This window comes from Campylobacter concisus (genome assembly GCF_002913545.1).
Taxonomy (GTDB): domain Bacteria; phylum Campylobacterota; class Campylobacteria; order Campylobacterales; family Campylobacteraceae; genus Campylobacter_A; species Campylobacter_A concisus_AV.
The window spans coordinates 41,448-59,846 of sequence record NZ_PPBR01000008.1 but is presented as its reverse complement, the minus strand read 5'-3'; the positions used below and the strand labels follow the sequence as shown (position 1 = coordinate 59,846).

The following is an 18,399-nucleotide window of genomic DNA, read 5'->3' as shown; positions in this document are numbered from 1 at the left end:
CTAAAATTGTAACCGATCGCTTTTAAAAAAAGTAATTTTTCTAAGAGATCTTTATTTTTATGAAATTTCATTTTCGGATTATAACTTGATTTACTTAAAGTTTAAATTATAGTTTTTTCGGGCTGATTTATTCAAAGGAATTTAAGTATTGCTTTGATAAAATCCCACTTTTTATATTAACTTTAAGGATAGAAATGAAAAGGACTTATCAACCTCATAAAACCCCTAAAAAACGCACTCACGGCTTTCGTTTAAGAATGAAAACTAAAAATGGCCGCAAGGTTATCAACGCTAGACGTGCTAAAGGTAGAAAAAGATTGGCTGCTTAGCTGGTTTTGAGTCACTAAGTGACTCGAGAGAATTTTCTCAGGTTTATAAAGAAGCCAGCAAATGGCACTGCGACGCTTGCGTAGTTTTTTATAAACCTACAATTGAAAAAAAATTAGCAGTTGTTGCTAGCAAAAAAGTGGGAAAAGCAGTAGTTAGAAATAGAGCAAAGAGACTTTTAAGAGCTGCTTTTTTTTCTATTTCTAATGAGCTAAAAGATGGCACTTACATTATGGTCGCAAAAAATGGAATTACAGAAATTTCATTTGACAAAATTTGTAAAAATTTGAGCTGGTCTACAAAAAAAATGGGATGTCTAAAATGAAAAAATTTGCGATTAAATTTATCGCTTTTTATCAAAAATATATTTCCATACTTCTGCCAAAAAGCTGTCGCTACTATCCGACTTGCTCACAATACGCCATTTGGGAATTTCAAACAAACAGCTTTTTCTCTGCTTTTTTTGCAACATTTATGCGAATTTTAAGATGCAATCAACTTTTTAAAGGCGGTATCAACTACCCAATCATCCGCAAAAAATTTAACTCATGTTTTATATTTCAAAAAAGCGATACCAAAAATGTAAATTTCTGGTTTATCCCTTGCCAAAATAGTAAATTTTATGTCGTAAAAGTATTAGATAAATTAAAGGAAAAAAATTAAATGGAACAGATGTCTATGCAAAAAAGGTTGCTTCTTGCAGCACTTTTGTCAATCGTATTTTTCATAGTATATGACTTTTTTATGCCAAAAAGAGCTCCACTAGAGCAAAACCAGACAACGATCTCTCAAACAATGGATCAAAGCAAAGCCCCAGCCTCTACTAACGATACTCCAAAATCAAATGAAAATTTAGCTTCAAACGAAATAATCGCTACCATCAAAGGTCAAAGCTACGAAGCAAAGATAGATAAGCTAGGTAGGATTGCGAAATTTTATCTAACCGAAGATAAGTATAAAACAGAAGATGGCAACAAAATCGAGCTTGTTTCACAAAATCCACTGCCGCTTGAGCTTAGATTTAACGATAGCGCTTTAAATACTGACGCTTTTAAGGTTGCATATAGTAGTGACGCTAGCGAGGTAGATGCTAGCAGCGAGCCTAAAACTATAAAACTCACTCAAAATTTAGATGGTGTTACAGTCACAAAAAATATCAAATTTTACCCAAATGGTCGTTACGAGGTTGAGGTAAATTTAAGTAAAAGTGTTGATTATTTCATCACTCCTGGCTTTAGACCAAATATCGCGATAGATAGCTATACAGTTCATGGTGTCATGCTTAGAAATACAGAAGATAGCCTAAATATCATAGAAGATGGCGATGCAAAAGAGGTTAAAAACTATGCAAATACAACTATAGCAGCTGCATCTGATAGATACTACACAGCGCTATTTTACTCATTTAACAAGCCATTTGAAGCTGTTGTTGATAAAGATGCAAATAACAATCCTATCGTCTTTGTAAAGGCAAATGATAGCTTAAAATTAGGCGCTTACATCGGACCAAAAGAGCATAAAATTTTAAGCTCGATGGATGAGAGACTAAACGACGTTATCGAGTATGGTTGGTTTACGTTTATAGCAAAGCCGATGTTTGCATTCTTAAATTTCTTACATAACTACATCGGCAACTGGGGTTGGGCGATAGTTGTGCTAACGCTTGTCATAAGGATAGTTTTATTCCCGCTTACATATAAGGGTATGCTATCGATGAATAAGCTAAAAGAGCTTGCTCCAAAGGTAAAAGAGATCCAAACAAAATATAAAGACGATAAGCAAAAGATGCAAGTCCATATGATGGAGCTATACAAAAAACATGGTGCAAACCCTATGGGTGGTTGCTTGCCGATCTTGCTTCAAATTCCAGTATTTTTTGCGATCTACCGCGTTTTACTAAATGCGATCGAGCTAAAAGGTGCTCCTTGGATACTTTGGATACACGATCTTTCAGTGATGGATCCATACTTTGTGCTACCTATCTTGATGGGTCTAACGATGCTTTTACAACAAAAACTTACACCAACGACATTTACCGATCCTATGCAAGAAAAGGTTATGAAATTCTTACCTTTGATCTTCACATTTTTCTTTGTGACATTCCCAGCAGGTCTTACGCTTTACTGGTTTGTAAATAACGTTTGTTCAGTCGTTCAACAAGTCTTTGTAAATAAACTTTTTGAAAAACATAAAAAAGCTGCGGAGGTAAAGGCTCAATGAAAATAGAAGCAAATACCCTCCAAGAGGCATTTCAAAAGGCAGCCCAGCAGCTTAACTGCTCAGTCACTGAGCTTGATATAAAGGTCTTGCAACATCCAAGTAGTGGAATTTTTGGATTTTTTAAAAAGACAGCGATCATCGAGGCAAATTTAGAAAATCAGCCAAAACCACAACATAAACCAAAAAATGATAGAAATTTTGCTAAAAAAAGTGATGAGAATGAGAGTGTAAAAGAAGAGAAAAAACAGAGCAAAAAACACGATCATAATGATAAAAAGCGAAATCCTAAAAAGCATAAAGATGAGAAAAATGAGACTAAGTCTGAGCAAAAAGAGCATAAAAATGAAAAGCCAAATTTGAGTGAAAAAAACTCAGCCCTTGCAAAAGATGCCTTTGCAGAAAAGGGTGAAAAAGAGGCTGAAGAGCCAGGATATGTTATAAAAAGACTTGATGAGCCAAAAGAGCAAAAAGAGACTAAAGGGGCAAAAGAGCCACAAGCTAGCAAAAGTGCTCCTAAAAACATCCTAGATACTTCAATCATCGAAAATTTCAACCAAACTGATGAAGAGAGCGCACCTCAAGCTTTGCCAAAAGAGAAAAAAGAGAAAGTTGTAATCGACTTTGATAAAATTTTGCCTGAGATAAAAGAGGGTATGACGCGTCTTTTTAAAGCAAGCTGCTTTGAGATAGACAAGGTAGAAGTTAGTAAATTTAACGATGAGACAGTGCTTATCGAGCTAGACGGTGCTGATGCGGCGCTACTTATCGGCAAAGAGGGTTATAGATATAAAGCGATCTCTTATATGCTTTATAACTGGTTAAATTCTAAATACAACCTCGCTATCCGCCTTGAGATCGCGCAATTTTTGCAAAATCAAGAAGCGATGATGGATCAATATCTAAATGGTGTGATCGAGCGTGTGCAAAATAGCGGTAGAGCCCAAACAAAGCCACTTGACGGAGTTTTGGTCAAGATCGCACTTGAGAAGCTTAGAGAGAAATTCCCAGATAAATATGTCGGCATAAAAAGCGGCAATGACGGCAAATTTGTCGTCGTAAATGACTTTTTTAAAAAATGAGTGAAACTATCGCAGCCCTTGCCACAGCGTATGGCATCGGCTCAGTTTCTATCGTAAGGCTTAGTGGCAAGGACGCCCTGGCCACCTCTTTAAAACTACTTAAACTTTCAAATTTAGAGCCAAGATACGCAAAACTAGCCAAAATTTACTCCCTTGATGATGAAATTTTAGACGAGGGTATCGTTATATATTTTAAGGCTCCTGCAAGCTTTACTGGCGAGGATATCGTCGAGTTTCAAACTCATGGCGGCGTGATGGTGAGTGAGAGAATTTTAAATGAGCTAATAAGAGCTGGCGCAAGGCTTGCTATGCCAGGCGAGTTTAGCAAGCGAGCATTTTTAAATGGCAAGATGGATCTAGCTAAGGCTGAGGCGATGCAAGGGCTCATCACTTCAAAAAGCGAGATTGCTGCTAAAATTTTGACCCGTCAGATGCAAGGCGATCTTAGTAAATTTGTAGGCGAGATTAGGGGCGAAGTGGTCAAAACTCTTGCCTTTGTTGAGACGATGATTGACTATGCTGATGATGATCTGCCTGCAAATTTGCTAGAGCAGACTAAGCAGATGCTTTTAAAAAATAGTGAGAAGCTAGAGCGCATAGCCACTCTTAGCGAGCAAAGAAGAGGGCTAATAGATGGCTTTAAGATCGCTATTGTTGGCAAGCCAAATGTTGGTAAAAGCTCCATTTTAAACTCATTTTTGGCATATGAAAGAGCGATCGTTAGCGACGAAGCGGGCACAACTAGAGATAGGATAGAAGAAAATTTCAAGATCGGCTCGCATCTAGTTCGCATAATAGACACCGCAGGCATCAGAAAAGACGCTGGAAAGATCGAGCAAATCGGCATAAACTACTCAATCTCAGCCATAAACGAGGCCGACATCATCCTAGCTGTCTTTGACGGCTCATCTTTAAGCGACGAGCAAGATAAAGAGATAATAAAGCTCGTTTCAGACTCAAACAAAAAAGCCTTTTTTATCCTAAACAAAAGCGATCTGGCATTTAAATTTGACATAGAGTTAGAGGGCGCTATCAAAATTTCTGCAAAAACCGATACGAGCGTAGTTTTAAAAGAGCTTGAGGGCTATCTCAAGACGCAAGACACCGACGAGATCATGCTAAGCTCAAACCGCCAAATTTTAAGCTGCAAAGAGGCGAGTGAGGCTTTAAAAAGAGCGTTTTTTAGGCTAAATGAAGAGGAGCTAGAAATTTTCGCTTACGAGCTAAATACCGCGATAAAGGCGCTTGCAAGCATCACAAAGCCATTTGAGAGAAGCGAAATTTTAGACGAAATGTTTAGCCATTTTTGTTTAGGAAAATGATACTTTTTTTGGTTAAAATCTGCGCTTTTTAAAGGAGAAATAATGAAAATTTTACTTTTAAATGGCGGCAAAAAATTTGGCCATTCAGATGGCAGGCTCAATCAAACACTTCATGATCTTGCGTGCGAAAAACTAGCAAAAATGGGTCACGAGGTAAAGCAAACTGTGATAGATCAAGGCTATGATATCGAGGCTGAAGTTGAGAAATTTCTTTGGATGGACGCGGTAGTTTGGCAGATGCCAGCTTGGTGGATGGGCGAGCCTTGGATAGTGAAAAAGTATATCGACGAGGTCTTTACCGCAGGTCATGGCAAGCTTTATACGAGTGATGGCAGGCATAGGGTCGATCCAACTAAAAACTACGGCAAAGGCGGCTTGCTAAATGGCAAACAATTTATGCTAAGCCTTACTTGGAATGCCCCAGCCGAGGCATTTAGCGATCCTAATGAGTTTTTTGAGGCGCGCGGCGTTGATGGAGTTTATTTTCATTTTAGAAAGGCAAATGAATTTATGGGCTTAAAGTCGCTTCCGCACTTTATCTGCTGCGATGTTATCAAGATGCCAGACGTGCCAAGATATCTAAAAGAATATGAGGCACATCTTGAAAAAGTTTTCAAAGCGTAAAAACAAATTTCTACCGCTCTCTAGCCATTTGCGCTAGGGGGCATCTAAATTTATATCTATCTTGTGTGGGGAAAAATGAGGGCAAAATTTCTATTTTTAGCTGCTGTTATCTTTTTTGCTGGGTGCGCTGGCAAGCAAATTTTAAAGCCAAGCGATGAGGCAAATTTACTCTATCTTGAAAATAACGAAACCTTGCACGAGATGAAATTTAATAAGCTTCAAAACAGCCTAAATGACTTTAATAAATTTGCAAACATTGTTGGCAAGGCTGAGATAAAAGCAGCTGGAGTAAATGCAGAATTTAGCGCTCTTGGCGATCTTATGCAAGGCAGCGAAGCAGACAAAATGGTGCTTGTTAAAAATTTGGATACAAACCACGAGCTCATCTTATCAAATGCTAGTGACATAGAGGAGCTCGTAAATGCAAAAAATATCAAATTTTATGAAATTTCAAATGGAGCTATCAAAAGCGTAGTCTATAGCACAAAAAGCGTGCCAGTTTGCGAAGCTTTTGCAGGTGGCAAAGAGGTGATAAAAGTAAAAAGCGTGACAAATCATCCTTTGAAAAATGGCTTTTTTGCAGTGATCTTAAACTCAGATATATCTAATGATCAAGGCTTTTTTCTAAGAGAGACGAGCTATTATTTCAACCTTTCAAGCGAAGATGAAGAGAAGATTAAGGCTGAGACGCTAACGCAAAATTTTTATAAAACATTTATCGAAAGCGACCTCGTAAAACAAGGCAAAATTCTCTCAAATGTGCTTTGTTTTAGTAAATTCCAAAAGGCTTTTTAGTAACTTTTTATAAGCAAGGTTGTAAAATAGCTTAAAATTCTTAAAAGGTTACATCAATGGATAAAGCTACCATACAAGCACATAAAATCAGCGACGAAGAGTATGAGGATATCTTAAAAATTTTAGGCCGTGAGCCAAATTTACTAGAGCTTGGCATATTTTCAGCGATGTGGAGCGAGCACTGCAGCTACAAATCAAGCAAAAAATACCTAAACGGCTTTCCGACAAAGGCGCCTTGGGTCATCCAAGGACCTGGTGAAAATGCTGGCGTCATCGACGTTGGCGATGGGGTTGCAGCTGTGTTTAAGATGGAGAGTCACAACCACCCAAGCTTTATCGAGCCGTTTCAGGGCGCTGCAACTGGCGTTGGTGGAATTTTAAGAGACGTCTTTACGATGGGCGCAAGAGTCGTTGCGAACATGAACTCGCTTCGTTTTGGTGAGATAAGAGGCGAGGGCGAGCTAGCTAAAAAGCATAGGTATCTGCTAAAAGGAAGTGTTGCTGGCATAGGGCACTATGGCAACTGCATGGGTATCCCAACGATCGGCGGCGAAACTACCTTTGATCCTAGCTTTAATGGTAACATCCTAATCAACGCCTTCGCGCTTGGCCTTTGCAAAAGTGATGAAATCTTCTACGGCAAGGCCGAAGGCGTGGGCAACCCAGTCATTTACGTGGGCTCAAAGACTGGCAGGGACGGACTTGGCGGTGCTGTTATGGCGAGTGATAGCTTTAACGACGAAAATAAATCACTTCGCCCAACGGTGCAAGTGGGCGACCCATTTGCCGAGAAACTGCTCATGGAGGCGTGCTTAGAGCTATTTAAAAAAGACTACATCATCGGCATCCAAGATATGGGCGCAGCAGGACTTACAAGCTCTAGCTTTGAGATGGCTGGCAGAAGTGGCAGCGGTATGAAGATGTATTTAGACCGCGTGCCGATGCGCGAAGTTGGCATGACGCCTTATGAGCTAATGCTAAGCGAGTCTCAAGAACGTATGCTAATATGCGCCAAAAAAGGTTACGAGCAAAAGGTACTTGAAATTTTTAGAAAGTGGGACCTTGACGCTGAGATCATCGGCGAGGTCACAAGCAGCGGCGTGATGCAGCTTTACTGGCATGGTGAGCTTGCAGGCGAAATCCCTATCGGCCCACTTAGCGAGGCAGCTCCGGTGCTTGATCGCCCAGTCGCACGTCCAAAATACCTTGATGAGATAGCAAATTTAAAAATCCCAAATAACGTTGATAACAAAAGCGCATTTTTCAAGCTTTTAAAAGAGCCAGAAGTGCTAAATAAAAGCTTCGTCTACGATCAATACGACGCAAATATCCAGACAAATACGATAAAACAGCCAGGTTGCTTGGGTGCTGCAAGTATCAGAGTAAAAGGCACTAAAAAGGCCGTCTCTATGGCTGCTCAGTGCGATCCTAGAGCAAATTTCGTTGATCCAAAAATCGGCGCTGCAAGAGCCGTCGCTGCAGCTGGTAGAAAGGTCGCGATGAGTGGCGCTGTGCCACTTGCGATAACTGACTGCCTAAACTACGGCAACCCGCAAAATCCAGAGGTAATGTGGCAGTTTAAAGAGGGATGTGAAGGCATAAAAGAGGCTTGCCGTGAGCTAAATACACCAGTTGTGAGTGGCAACGTGAGCCTTTATAACGACACTGACGGCGTTAGCGTCTATCCAACACCAGCCATCGTCACAGTTGGCGTAAATGAAGATGCAAATTTAAATTTAAAAAGCACATTTTTAAGCGAGGGTAGGGCGATTTACTTGCTTGGTGAGACAAGCGGTGAATTTGCAGCTTCGCTTTACGCAAAGGCGCTATTTAACGTGGTTGGCGGCAAGCTAAAAGAGGTTGATTATAAAGCTGAGAGAGCCCTTTGGGACCTAGTGATAGAGGCAAATAAAGAGCAAATTTTAGAGTTTGCAAATAGCGTGGGTGTGGGCGGTCTTGCTATCACGCTAGCAAAAATGGCTAGCATCTCAAACATCGGCGTAAAATGTGAAGTTAAATTTAAAGAGCCAAATTTTATCTTTGATGAGAGCTTTTCAAAAGCGGTTGTGGGCGTGAAAGACGAGGCTAAATTTGAAGCGCTTGCGACTAAATTTGGTGTGAAATTTGAAAAGATCGGCGTTAGCGGAGGCAAGAGATTTAAGCTAAATGAGATAGATGAGAGCTTAGAGGACGTAAGAGAAATTTATCTAAATGAGTTTGCGAAAATCGTAAAAAAGGAGGACTAAGAGATGTTTTCTAAAAAGGCTCAAAAAGCAAGCGGGGAAAAGGAAGTAGAGCAAAACGAGAAAAAGGGCGTGGCAAAGCCGCCAGTGCTCTTTAGCGATACTCAAAATTTGATAAGTACGATCGAAAAAAGGCTAAATGCCCCTTTGATAACCTACTACAACTCAAACGCTGGTAATGTCTGCGGTAACGACGCAAGCGCGATGTATGAAATTTTAAAGGGCAAAAAGATAGATACGGCCTATCTTTTCATAAAAAGTGATGGCGGAAGCGGTATAGCAGCGCTTAGGATCATTAGCACCCTTAGAAACTACTGCAAAAATTTAATAGCACTGATCCCATCAAACTGCGCTTCAGCTGCTACGATGATGGCGCTTGGAGCAAACGAGATCGTGATGGGTCCGCTTGCCTATCTAACGCCAGTTGATACATCGCTCAAACACGAGCTAAGCCCTACAAACAAGGGCAACGAGCTTGTTAGTGTCTCTATGGACGAGCTTAGCCGTGTAGTCAAGCTTTGGAAAGAGCAGGACAAAGATAGACCAAATGACACAAACCCCTACAACTCGCTATATGAGTATATCCATCCGCTAGTTTTTGGTGCGGTTGATCGTGCTAGCTCGCTTTCGCTTAAAATTTGCTCCGAGCTACTTAGATATCACATAGATGATGATAAAAAGATCGTTGAAATTTCTGAGAGGCTAAACGCAGACTACCCAGCACATGAGTATCCGATACTCTTTCGTGAGGCGCAGGAGATCGGTCTGCATGTCAAGAAAATGGACGATGATCTAAACGAGATGCTTCAGGAGCTAACGCTACTTTACTCGGAGATGGGGCAGCGAGCCTTTACCGACTACGATGAGAACAGCTATCACGATAACAACATCGCAAACATCATCGAGACAAACGGCAAGCAAATTTACTATCAGATCGATAAAGACTGGTTTTATCGCCCTGAGGAGCGCCGCTGGAACGTGATGAACGACGAGAGCTCATGGCGCAAAAATGAGCTAGTAAATGGCAAGATAAAAAATACGATCTATCACTTGTGGTAATATGTCTGGAATCCTGTTTTTACTCATATTAGGCGGTGCGATATTTTTATTTATGAATGTCCAAATAGGTAGTAACCGCAAGAAACAAGCAAATGTAGATGAGGCTAAATTTCTAGTCTCACTGCTTGCAAAAGTCGCTAAAAGTGACGGCAGAGTTAGCGAGTTAGAGGCTAGGCTGATCACTCAAGTGCTAGATGATCTAAGCCAGAAAATTAGCGGTGTTAGTGGCATGCGTGAGTATCTAAAAGAGGTCTATAATAGCCAAAAAGAAAATGTAGATAACGCCTATGAAACCGCCAGAAACTACAAGCGCGCGTTTAATCTAAACTACGATACCTGCGTGGCTAGGCTCACCTTTTTTCTAAATTTAGCCTATATAGACGGAGAATTTAACAAAAGCGAGCAAGATGTTATAAGAAATATCGCTTATGGATTTGGCATCGACAAAGAGACGCTTGATGAGATAATCTTTAAATTTGATAGCTTTTATGGCTCGAGATTTGGAGCAGACCATGATGAGATAAGCCAAGAAAACGATGCATTTGAGGTTTTAGGACTTAGTAAAAATGCAAGCCTTGATGAGGTAAAGGCTCGCTACAAAGAGCTTGTGAGGCAGTATCATCCTGACATTTTGATGGGCAGGGGCGAGAGCAAAGAGGTGATAGAGCGTTCAACCAAAAAGCTTCAGGAGATAAATGAGGCTTATGGGAGATTAAAAGAGAAATTTGGAGTTTAGATGAAGAAATTTGTGATTTTGCTGTTAGCGGTGGCTGGCTTTTGCAGAGAGCTAAACGTGAGCGATCTTAATGGAAATGAGATCAAATTTGAGCTAAAAGATAGCACGCTTTTTGAAAATGGCAAAAAGATCGGCGAATATAACAAGACAAGCGCTGCTAACATCATCCTAGCTGGCAGTGATGGCGTCGAAGCTGATTTTAAGGCAGTTAGAGCTAAAAATTTAAATGAGTTTAAAGAGTATATATTTTCAGATGAGGGCGGCATAAAGGTGGTGAAATTTAGCGCTAAAAGCCCTATCTGCGAGGCATTTAGTAAAAAAGAGGCTGTAAATTTAAACGTGCTAAGTTCTAGCTACTTTAATGGCAAGCAAATTTCAAACTATGCCTTTAGTGTGGATATCGCAGGTGGCGAGTTTCAAAATTTGATTAAAAAGAGCCATTTTGCAGTAAATGCTAGTGGTAAAAGTTTAGAAAAACTAGAAAATTTAACAGAAGAAAATATCAAAAAAGACACAGCCATGGGGCTACTTGTGCTTGAAAAAGCGATGTGTTTGGCGGAGAAATAAAATAAATTTAATCAATCTAAAGGAGAAAAAATGAGAGCGTTGCTTAGCGTTAGCGATAAAGAGGGCATTGTAGAGTTTGCAAAGGGGCTAGAAGAGCTTGGCTGGCAGATACTTTCAACTGGTGGCACCTATAAACTTTTAAAGGCTGAGGGCGTCAAAGCCACTGAGGTTAGTGAATTTACGGCGTCGCCTGAGATGTTTGAGGGCAGGGTAAAGACCCTTCATCCAAAGATACATGGTGGCATCTTGTACAAACGCGATGACGCTACGCACGTGGCTCAGGCAAAGGAGTATGGCATCGAGGGCATCGACCTAGTTTGCGTAAATTTATATCCATTTAAAGAGACTACGATTAGGACTGATGACTTTGCCGAGATCATCGAAAATATCGACATCGGCGGCCCAGCTATGGTAAGAAGCGCTGCTAAAAACTTTAAAGACGTGCTTATAGTCACGAGCGTGCTTGACTACGATGAAATTTTAAAGCGCCTAAGAGAAAAAAGCGATGATTTTGAGTTTAGAAGATCGCTGATGATAAAGGCGTTCGAGCATACGGCAGCTTATGATAGCATGATCGCAAACTATATGAATGATAGATTTAATGGCGGTTTTGGCGATGCTAGATTTATCGTGGGAAGCAAGGTTTTTGACACTAGATACGGCGAAAACCCACACCAAAAAGGCGCGCTTTATGAGTTTGATTATTTCTTCACAAACAACTTTAGAGCCCTAAAAGGCGATGCAAGTTTCAATAATATGACCGATATAAATGGTGCTTTAATGCTTGCAACTAGCTTTGATGACGCTCCAGCAGTGGCTATCATCAAGCACGCTAACCCTTGCGGCTTTGCGGTAAAAGATACACTGCTTGAGAGCTACGTGGCAGCGCTTAAGTGCGACCCGATCTCGGCATACGGCGGCGTGGTGGCGATAAATGGCACGCTTGATGAGGAGCTAGCTAAAAAGATAAATGAAATTTACGTTGAAGTGATCATCGCTGCAAATGTCGATGATGCCGCGCTTAAGGTATTTGAGAGCAAAAAACGCATCAAAATTTTCACTCAGGATAATAAACTTTTAGTCCGCGCAAATGATAAATTTGACTTTAAGCACATCGATGGTGGATTTGTATTTCAAGAAAGAGACTTCGTAAAAGACGAAGAGCTTGAAAATATGAAGCAAATGAGCAAGAAATTTGCAACTGGCAGCGAGCTAAAAGACGCTCAGATAGCGTGGAAAGTGGCTGCGCTAACGAAGAGTAACTGCGTAGTTTATGTAAAAGATGGCGCGATGGTGGCCATTGGCATGGGTATGACTAGCCGCGTGGATGCTGCTCGTGCGGCCGTGGCAAAGGCAAAAGAGCTAAAGATCGATCTAAGCGGCTGCGTGCTTGCAAGCGAGGCGTTCTTTCCGTTTAGAGATAGCATCGATATCGCTAGCAAAGTAGGCGTAAAATGCGTCATCGAACCAGGCGGCAGCATCAGAGATGATGAGGTGATAGAGGCTGCTGACGAGCACGGCATGTCGCTATATTTCACTGGCGTTAGACACTTCTTACACTAAAATTTAGGGGCACTTTGCCCCTTGCTTCACACTTTATAACTTTAAATTTTATATAATCCTTCAAAAAAAGGAGCTCACATGAAAAAGATATTAAATTTTCTCTTGGTTTTTATTGTATTTTTGGGTGTAAATTTGATGGCAAAAGATGAGTTTTTAAAGGAGCGGACGATGGCAGGGCAAAATTTGAAAGAAATTTATTTAGCAGGTGGCTGCTTTTGGGGCATGCAGGGCTATTTTAAAAAGATATTTGGTGTGGTGGATACGAAGGTGGGCTACGCAAATGGCAAGAGCGAGAGCACGAGCTACCGTGAGCTTCATGAGAGCGATCACGCCGAGACGCTTTATGTGAAATTTGATGAAAACAGAGTTGCTTTGGCTGAAATTTTGGCTCATTTTTTTAGAGTGATCGACCCAACCTCGCTAAATAAACAGGGCAATGACGTCGGCAGGCAGTATAGAAGCGGGATTTACTATGTTAGCAAGGACGATCTACCAATCATTGAAAGCTTTATAAAGATCGAGCAAAAGAAATTTAAAGATAAGATTGTGGTTGAGGTAGCACCTCTTAAAAATTTTATCATTGCCGAGGAGTATCACCAAGACTATCTTGATAAAAACCCTTTTGGATACTGCCACATCGATCTAAATTTGGCAAATAAGCCGCTTTACGATGAGGCTAAATTTAAGCCGCTTAGCAAAGAGGAGCTAAAGAGAAATTTAAGCAGCGAGCAGTATGCCGTGACGCAGGAGGCGGCGACCGAGAGGCCATTTAGCAGCGAGTATGATAAATTTGACAAAAAGGGCATCTATGTCGATATCACCAGTGGCAAGCCGCTCTTTTCAAGCGCTGATAAATTTGATGCGGGGTGTGGCTGGCCAAGCTTTACAAAGCCTATCACGACAACGGCGCTTGCTTACAAAGAGGACAACTCGTTTATGATGAAAAGGGTTGAAGTTAGGTCTAAAAACAGCGATGCGCACCTTGGGCATGTCTTTGACGATGGACCAAGCGACAAGGGCGGGCTAAGGTACTGCATAAATGGAGCTAGCCTTAAATTTATACCGCTTGAGGATATGGCTAGGCTTGGATATGAGGAGTTCATCCCCTACGTAAAGTAGCTTTTGTTGAAGCAAATCAATGGTTTGAAAAGTTTAATCAGAGTATAATTCTCCAAAATCAAAAGGAGAAAAAATGAGTGAATTTTTCAAAAATGCAGAGCAGTTTAACGTCGAGGGTGCGACGGTGCCATTTTATAAATTTAGTGAAAATGGTGTAAATTTTGTTGGCTTTGACTCACGTCCTTGCGTGCCGCCAGAGCCTATGGTAAATGCGCTTTTAGCGATAAAATTTGCCGATAAAAACACAAAGATCGTGATGGTAAATCACAAATTTCCAGCTGGACTCATCCCAAAGATAGAAAAAAGCTTTGACATTAAGCGTGAGGATCTTGAGGGTGGGGCTGTGAAGATGACTTTTAGCCTAAAAGATGGCGCTAGCGTAGAAAACATAGACACCAGCCTTTGCCACTAAGATGCTTTTAAACACTTATGCACCGCCTTTTAAGCTAGTTGGCGGCTACTTTATCGCTGGCATTTTTTTCTTAGTGCTTAGCGCCCCGGCCTTTTTTTACGCTGATTTTGAGGCGATTAGCTCGCTAAATACGGCTGGCTTTTTGCATATATTTTTTGTTGGCTTTGCGATAAGCATCATCATCGGAGCGCTCTATCAGCTTACCTCAGTCATCTTAGAAAAGCCATTTTTTACGGTAAAAGGGGCTATTTTAAATTTAGCCATTTTTTGTCTGTCGCTACTTACTATGAGCTATGCGATGATATTTGGCGAGGCTAGGATTTTACAAATCAGCGCAGTTTTTCTCTTTGGCACACTTCTCTTTTTTGGCTCGACCTATGCGCTAAGCTTTATGGGTAATGAAAAAAGAAGTTTCGCTGCCTTTGCGCTTTTTGTCTCGGCGATATTTTTGCTAGTTGGCATAACGCTTGGATTTTGCCTAGTGATGATACTTGGCGGCACGCTTATGCTTGATTTTACTATGACGTTAAAATTTCACGTATATTTTGTGCTGGGTTTTGTGTTTTTCGTGATACTTGGAGCCGCAAGCGTACTTTTACCGATGTTTGCGCTGGCGCATGATCTTAAATTTACACTTAGCAAAGCCTCTCTTGCCTCTTATATTTTGGCTGGCGTTTTGCTGGCAATCGATGAAAATTTAGCTATTTTTGCAGTGGCTGTGGCAGCTTTGCTTTTTATAGCTCAGGCGTTTTACATCCTAAAAAAGCGCGTGAGAAAGGCGTATGATTACTGGAATGTAAATATCGCTCTTTCGCTGCTTGCCTTATTTGTGGCTGCTATATTTATGATTTTTGAAAAGCTAAATTTGGCTGCATTTTTTATGATATATGGCTTTTTGTTTGCTTTTATCGTGGCTCATCTTTATAAGATCGCGCCATTTCTCATCTGGTATCACTACGTAGCACCATTTGTCGGCAAGGCAAAAGTGCCACTGCTTGATGCGATGATACTAAAAAAGGCTGCATATTTTGCCATAGCATTTAATGACATTTCGCTTGTGTGCTATCCTTTGGCGGTTAGCTTTGAGATGAGAAATTTGGTCTATGCAAGTATGATATTTATTGCTTTAAGCATCATTTTGCTTGCTGTAAATATGATAAATGTTTTTAAATTTACTGGTTTTAAAGGATAAAAAATGAAAGAAAAAATTTATGATGCTCTATCAAATATCGTCGATCCCGAGGTTGGCTTTGATATCGTTTCGCTTGGACTCATATATGATGCGAGCTGCGATGAAAACGGCAAAGCAAAGGTAACGATGACGCTTTCAACCAAGTCTTGTCCGCTTCATGAGATGATACTTGGCTGGGTTGAAACGGCTGTGCTTGGTGTGGAGGGCGTAAAAGAGTGCGAGATCGACCTAGTTTGGGAGCCAGAGTGGAATATCCAAATGGCAAGTGACTTTGTAAAAGCACAACTTGGAGTTTAAAATTTATTGGCTAGAAATTTACTTGGCTGGCAAATTTCTAGCTTTTCTTCTTGAACTTCTACTTTAAATTTTAAAAATATCATAAAGCGTAGTTAAATTTGCTTGGGCTGCTTAAACTCTTTAATAAATTTATGCAAGTAAAAACTAAAAATGCGAGCTATAGAAGATAATTTTAGACGTTTGCTAGGTAACGATTAAAATTTGAATATATAAAAAGGTAAATTGCAAGATAAACTTGCAATTTAACAGGAGAATTTTTAGTTAGGACTTAGTCCATTTGGTGGCGAAGATATGATGGGATATCTAGCTGAGAGATATACTCATCACTGTTATATCCACCGCTTACTCTTCTTTTTAAAACGATATTTTTATTTAGAAGATCGTTTTCAGGCTCTTGGGCTATTTTTTTTTCTTCGTTTTCTTTTTCAGTACCTTTAAATCCAGTTGCGATGATAGTAACTTCGACTTTATTGTCTTCTATGTTTTCATCAGTTGTTGTACCAAAGATCACATCAGCATCGTCATCAGATGCCTCTTCGATCATTGACATCGCACTATGAAGATCATCAAGTGAGCAGTTTGGATGCATTTTAAAATGAACTAAAACGCCAAGCGCTCCGTTTATGTTCATGTTATCAAGTAGTGGTGATTGGATAGCATTTTTTATAGCTTCTTGAGCTGCACCCTCGCCATAAGCCTCGCCAACGCCCATTAAAGCGTGACCTCTGTGGCTCATAACTGTTTTTACGTCAGCAAAGTCAAGGTTGATATCGCTGACACCAGAGTCAAGCACGATAGAGCACATACCATTTACCGCTCTTGCAAGCACTTCATCAACCATTTTAAAGCTCTCTTTGATACCTGATTTTTTATCTATCAAAGTTAAAAGTCTGTCGTTTGGTATGATAACGATAGAGTCACTCTCTTTTCTAAGTTCACTTAGACCGATATCAGCTAGCTTGCTACGCTTTTTACCCTCAAATGAAAAAGGCATAGTCACAACAGCAACTGTTAGCGCACCTATCTCTTTTGCAGCTTGTGCAACAACCGGAGCAGCGCCTGTACCTGTACCACCGCCAAGACCAGAAGCGATAAACACAACATCAGAAGTCTCAAGAGCACTTTTTATCTCTTCGTAGCTCTCTTGTGCAGCCTCTTTGCCAACTTCTGGTCTCATGCCAGCGCCAAGACCTTTTGTCTTTTTCTCACCAAGCTGTATCTTTGTGTGTGCAGGAGAATTGTCAAGTGCTTTAGCATCCGTATTTGCTATCATTAGATCGATGTCTAAATTTGGATTCTCTCTTATGATGTGGTTTATCATATTACCACCACCACCACCTACGCCTACTACCTTTATCTTTGCGCTATATAGGCTCTTGTTCTCTTCGATTGTGAAACTGTTGCTCATAGTAAAAATTCTCCTCAAAATAGTTGCGTCATGCTGTGCCAAAATTTCTTTAAAGCACTTGGTTTTTTTTCTTGCTTACTTATATCAGCGATATTTGCAAGCTCGTTTTTGTTGTTTGTTTGCTCTAAATTTATATCCATATTTACAAGCTCAATGCCCTCTTCAAAATCATCTTTATTCTGTTTTTTTGTTTCAAATTTCTCTTTTTTCTCTTCTTCAAAAATATTGAAATTTGTTTTTGGCTTTGATCTTAACTCACCTTTATATCTCATCTTTTTTTCTGAGTCTATCTCATAAGGTGTAAATTCACCAGCGCCATACATGCAAAGTCCTATCGCACAAGAATTTGCTGGATCTCTTAAAATCTCATATAAACCATCCATCTCTTTTGGTCTAGCGATCCTGACTGGCATGTTGTCAAATATCGCAGAAGCTAGGTCTTTTAACCCATCAAGCTTTGTCATGCCGCCAGTTAGTACTATGCCAGCGCCAACAAGATCTTTATATCCACTATCTTCAAGCATATTTGCAAGCACCATCACAGTCTCTTCTGCTCTAGCTGAGATGACATTTGATATAACATCAAGTGAAACTTCGTGAGTTTTTTGCTCATCGCCAAGTCTTGGAAGCTCGATAAGATCAACTGATTTATTTACCAGCTTGCCATATTCTAGTTTTATCTCTTCAGCTTTTGGCAAAGGAGTATGAAGCGCCATTGAAAGATCTATAGTTATATTTGCAGAGCCAACGTGTAGATATGAGTTATATCTTAGTGAATTTCCAGCGTGCACTACCATATTACATGTCTCGCCACCCATATCTATAAGAGCAACACCTAGTTCTTTTTCGTCTTTTGTTAGTGTTGCTATGGCTGAAGCGTAACCAGAAAGAACTACATTATCAACCTGCACACCTGCTAAATTTACAGCCTTTCTTAGGTTGCTTAGTTGTGATTTTTGAATACTTATGATATGCGTTTGCACTTCAAGTCTAGTGCCATTCATACCGATAGGATCTTCTATAAATTCTTGCCCATCCACCTTAAAGTTGTAAGGTAAGACATGAAGTTTTTCATATTCTGGAGAAGTCTCGGCATTGTGATCTGCCATTTGCATAGCACGCTCTATCTCTTTTATGCCTATTTCATGATTTGGTATATTTACTACGCCACTGCTATTTACACTTTTAGTATATTTTCCAGATATCGAAACTACTACTCTTTCGTAGTGTGTACCCGCAACTTTTTGTGCTTCTATGAGTGCATTTTTTATAGATTTTGCAGCTAGTTCGATGTTATTTATAGCACCTTTTTTTATACCTTGTGCTTTTTCTGTGCCTATTCCTATTATCTTTATGCCATCATCATTTTGTTCTGCTATAACAGCGCAAATTTGAAATGATCCGACATCTATGCCTAAAATTCTAGTACTCAAAAT

19 protein-coding genes are annotated in these 18,399 nt (G+C 40.2%); 17 read left to right on the top strand and 2 right to left on the bottom strand.

Annotation, left to right across the window (positions count from 1 at the left end; all coding sequences use genetic code 11):
- The first annotated feature begins 194 nt into the window (after positions 1-194).
- From rpmH to CYP05_RS00885, 17 genes are all read left to right on the top strand, one after another.
- Positions 195-329, top strand: coding sequence for a 50S ribosomal protein L34 (gene rpmH, locus CYP05_RS00965; RefSeq protein ID WP_002940373.1), 135 nt, complete (start codon positions 195-197; stop codon positions 327-329).
- On the top strand, positions 317-652 hold the full coding sequence (rnpA, locus tag CYP05_RS00960) for a ribonuclease P protein component (RefSeq protein WP_035142427.1): 336 nt from the start codon (positions 317-319) through the stop codon (positions 650-652). The genes rpmH and rnpA overlap by 13 nt, the downstream gene beginning before the upstream one ends.
- Positions 649-990, top strand: a complete 342-nt coding sequence (gene yidD / locus CYP05_RS00955; protein WP_002940252.1) for a membrane protein insertion efficiency factor YidD — start codon at positions 649-651, stop codon at positions 988-990. Before rnpA ends, yidD begins: the two co-directional genes overlap by 4 nt.
- Positions 991-2,547, top strand: coding sequence for a membrane protein insertase YidC (gene yidC / locus CYP05_RS00950; RefSeq protein WP_103641729.1), 1,557 nt, complete (start codon positions 991-993; stop codon positions 2,545-2,547).
- On the top strand, positions 2,544-3,626 hold the full coding sequence (locus CYP05_RS00945; protein ID WP_103585847.1) for a Jag N-terminal domain-containing protein: 1,083 nt from the start codon (positions 2,544-2,546) through the stop codon (positions 3,624-3,626). Before yidC ends, CYP05_RS00945 begins: the two co-directional genes overlap by 4 nt.
- A complete protein-coding gene (gene mnmE / locus CYP05_RS00940; protein ID WP_103585849.1) occupies positions 3,623-4,948 on the top strand; it encodes a tRNA uridine-5-carboxymethylaminomethyl(34) synthesis GTPase MnmE in 1,326 nt (441 codons plus the stop codon). The genes CYP05_RS00945 and mnmE overlap by 4 nt, the downstream gene beginning before the upstream one ends.
- Positions 4,949-4,987: 39 nt before the next feature.
- The gene (locus tag CYP05_RS00935) at positions 4,988-5,572 is read left to right on the top strand and encodes an NAD(P)H-dependent oxidoreductase (protein ID WP_199907068.1); all 585 of its coding nucleotides are present in this window, start codon (positions 4,988-4,990) and stop codon (positions 5,570-5,572) included.
- Between the two features lie 75 nt (positions 5,573-5,647).
- Positions 5,648-6,367 carry a hypothetical protein gene (locus tag CYP05_RS00930; RefSeq protein WP_103641727.1) on the top strand — a complete coding sequence of 240 codons (720 nt, stop codon included), beginning with the start codon at positions 5,648-5,650 and terminating at the stop codon, positions 6,365-6,367.
- Positions 6,368-6,423: 56 nt separating this feature from the next.
- Positions 6,424-8,613, top strand: coding sequence for a phosphoribosylformylglycinamidine synthase subunit PurL (purL, locus tag CYP05_RS00925; protein ID WP_103641726.1), 2,190 nt, complete (start codon positions 6,424-6,426; stop codon positions 8,611-8,613).
- A gap of 3 nt (positions 8,614-8,616) precedes the next feature.
- Positions 8,617-9,669, top strand: coding sequence for an SDH family Clp fold serine proteinase (locus tag CYP05_RS00920; protein WP_103595411.1), 1,053 nt, complete (start codon positions 8,617-8,619; stop codon positions 9,667-9,669).
- A gap of 1 nt (position 9,670) precedes the next feature.
- On the top strand, positions 9,671-10,405 hold the full coding sequence (locus tag CYP05_RS00915) for a TerB family tellurite resistance protein (protein WP_103641725.1): 735 nt from the start codon (positions 9,671-9,673) through the stop codon (positions 10,403-10,405).
- Positions 10,406-10,972 (top strand): hypothetical protein, encoded by a 567-nt coding sequence (locus CYP05_RS00910; RefSeq protein WP_103641724.1) that lies wholly within the window; start codon positions 10,406-10,408, stop codon positions 10,970-10,972. It begins immediately after the preceding gene.
- A gap of 30 nt (positions 10,973-11,002) precedes the next feature.
- Complete coding sequence (gene purH / locus CYP05_RS00905) at positions 11,003-12,535, top strand: bifunctional phosphoribosylaminoimidazolecarboxamide formyltransferase/IMP cyclohydrolase (protein ID WP_103641723.1); 1,533 nt, start codon at positions 11,003-11,005, stop codon at positions 12,533-12,535.
- 78 nt (positions 12,536-12,613) lie between these two features.
- Positions 12,614-13,654, top strand: a complete 1,041-nt coding sequence (gene msrB / locus CYP05_RS00900) for a peptide-methionine (R)-S-oxide reductase MsrB (protein WP_103641722.1) — start codon at positions 12,614-12,616, stop codon at positions 13,652-13,654.
- A gap of 73 nt (positions 13,655-13,727) precedes the next feature.
- Positions 13,728-14,066, top strand: a complete 339-nt coding sequence (locus tag CYP05_RS00895; RefSeq protein ID WP_103641721.1) for a hypothetical protein — start codon at positions 13,728-13,730, stop codon at positions 14,064-14,066.
- 1 nt (position 14,067) lies between these two features.
- Positions 14,068-15,258, top strand: a complete 1,191-nt coding sequence (locus CYP05_RS00890) for a peptidase M50 (RefSeq protein WP_103641720.1) — start codon at positions 14,068-14,070, stop codon at positions 15,256-15,258.
- A 3-nt stretch (positions 15,259-15,261) separates the two neighbouring features.
- Positions 15,262-15,555 carry a metal-sulfur cluster assembly factor gene (locus CYP05_RS00885; RefSeq protein WP_103590670.1) on the top strand — a complete coding sequence of 98 codons (294 nt, stop codon included), beginning with the start codon at positions 15,262-15,264 and terminating at the stop codon, positions 15,553-15,555.
- Between the two features lie 268 nt (positions 15,556-15,823).
- On the opposite strand, the gene ftsZ is transcribed toward CYP05_RS00885, so the two are convergent.
- Both ftsZ and ftsA read right to left on the bottom strand, forming a co-directional pair.
- Entirely contained in the window at positions 15,824-16,963 is a 1,140-nt protein-coding gene (gene ftsZ / locus CYP05_RS00880; protein WP_002940156.1) for a cell division protein FtsZ, read from the bottom strand.
- Between the two features lie 14 nt (positions 16,964-16,977).
- Positions 16,978-18,396, bottom strand: a complete 1,419-nt coding sequence (gene ftsA, locus CYP05_RS00875) for a cell division protein FtsA (RefSeq protein WP_009293687.1) — start codon at positions 18,394-18,396, stop codon at positions 16,978-16,980.
- Positions 18,397-18,399 lie beyond the last annotated feature (3 nt).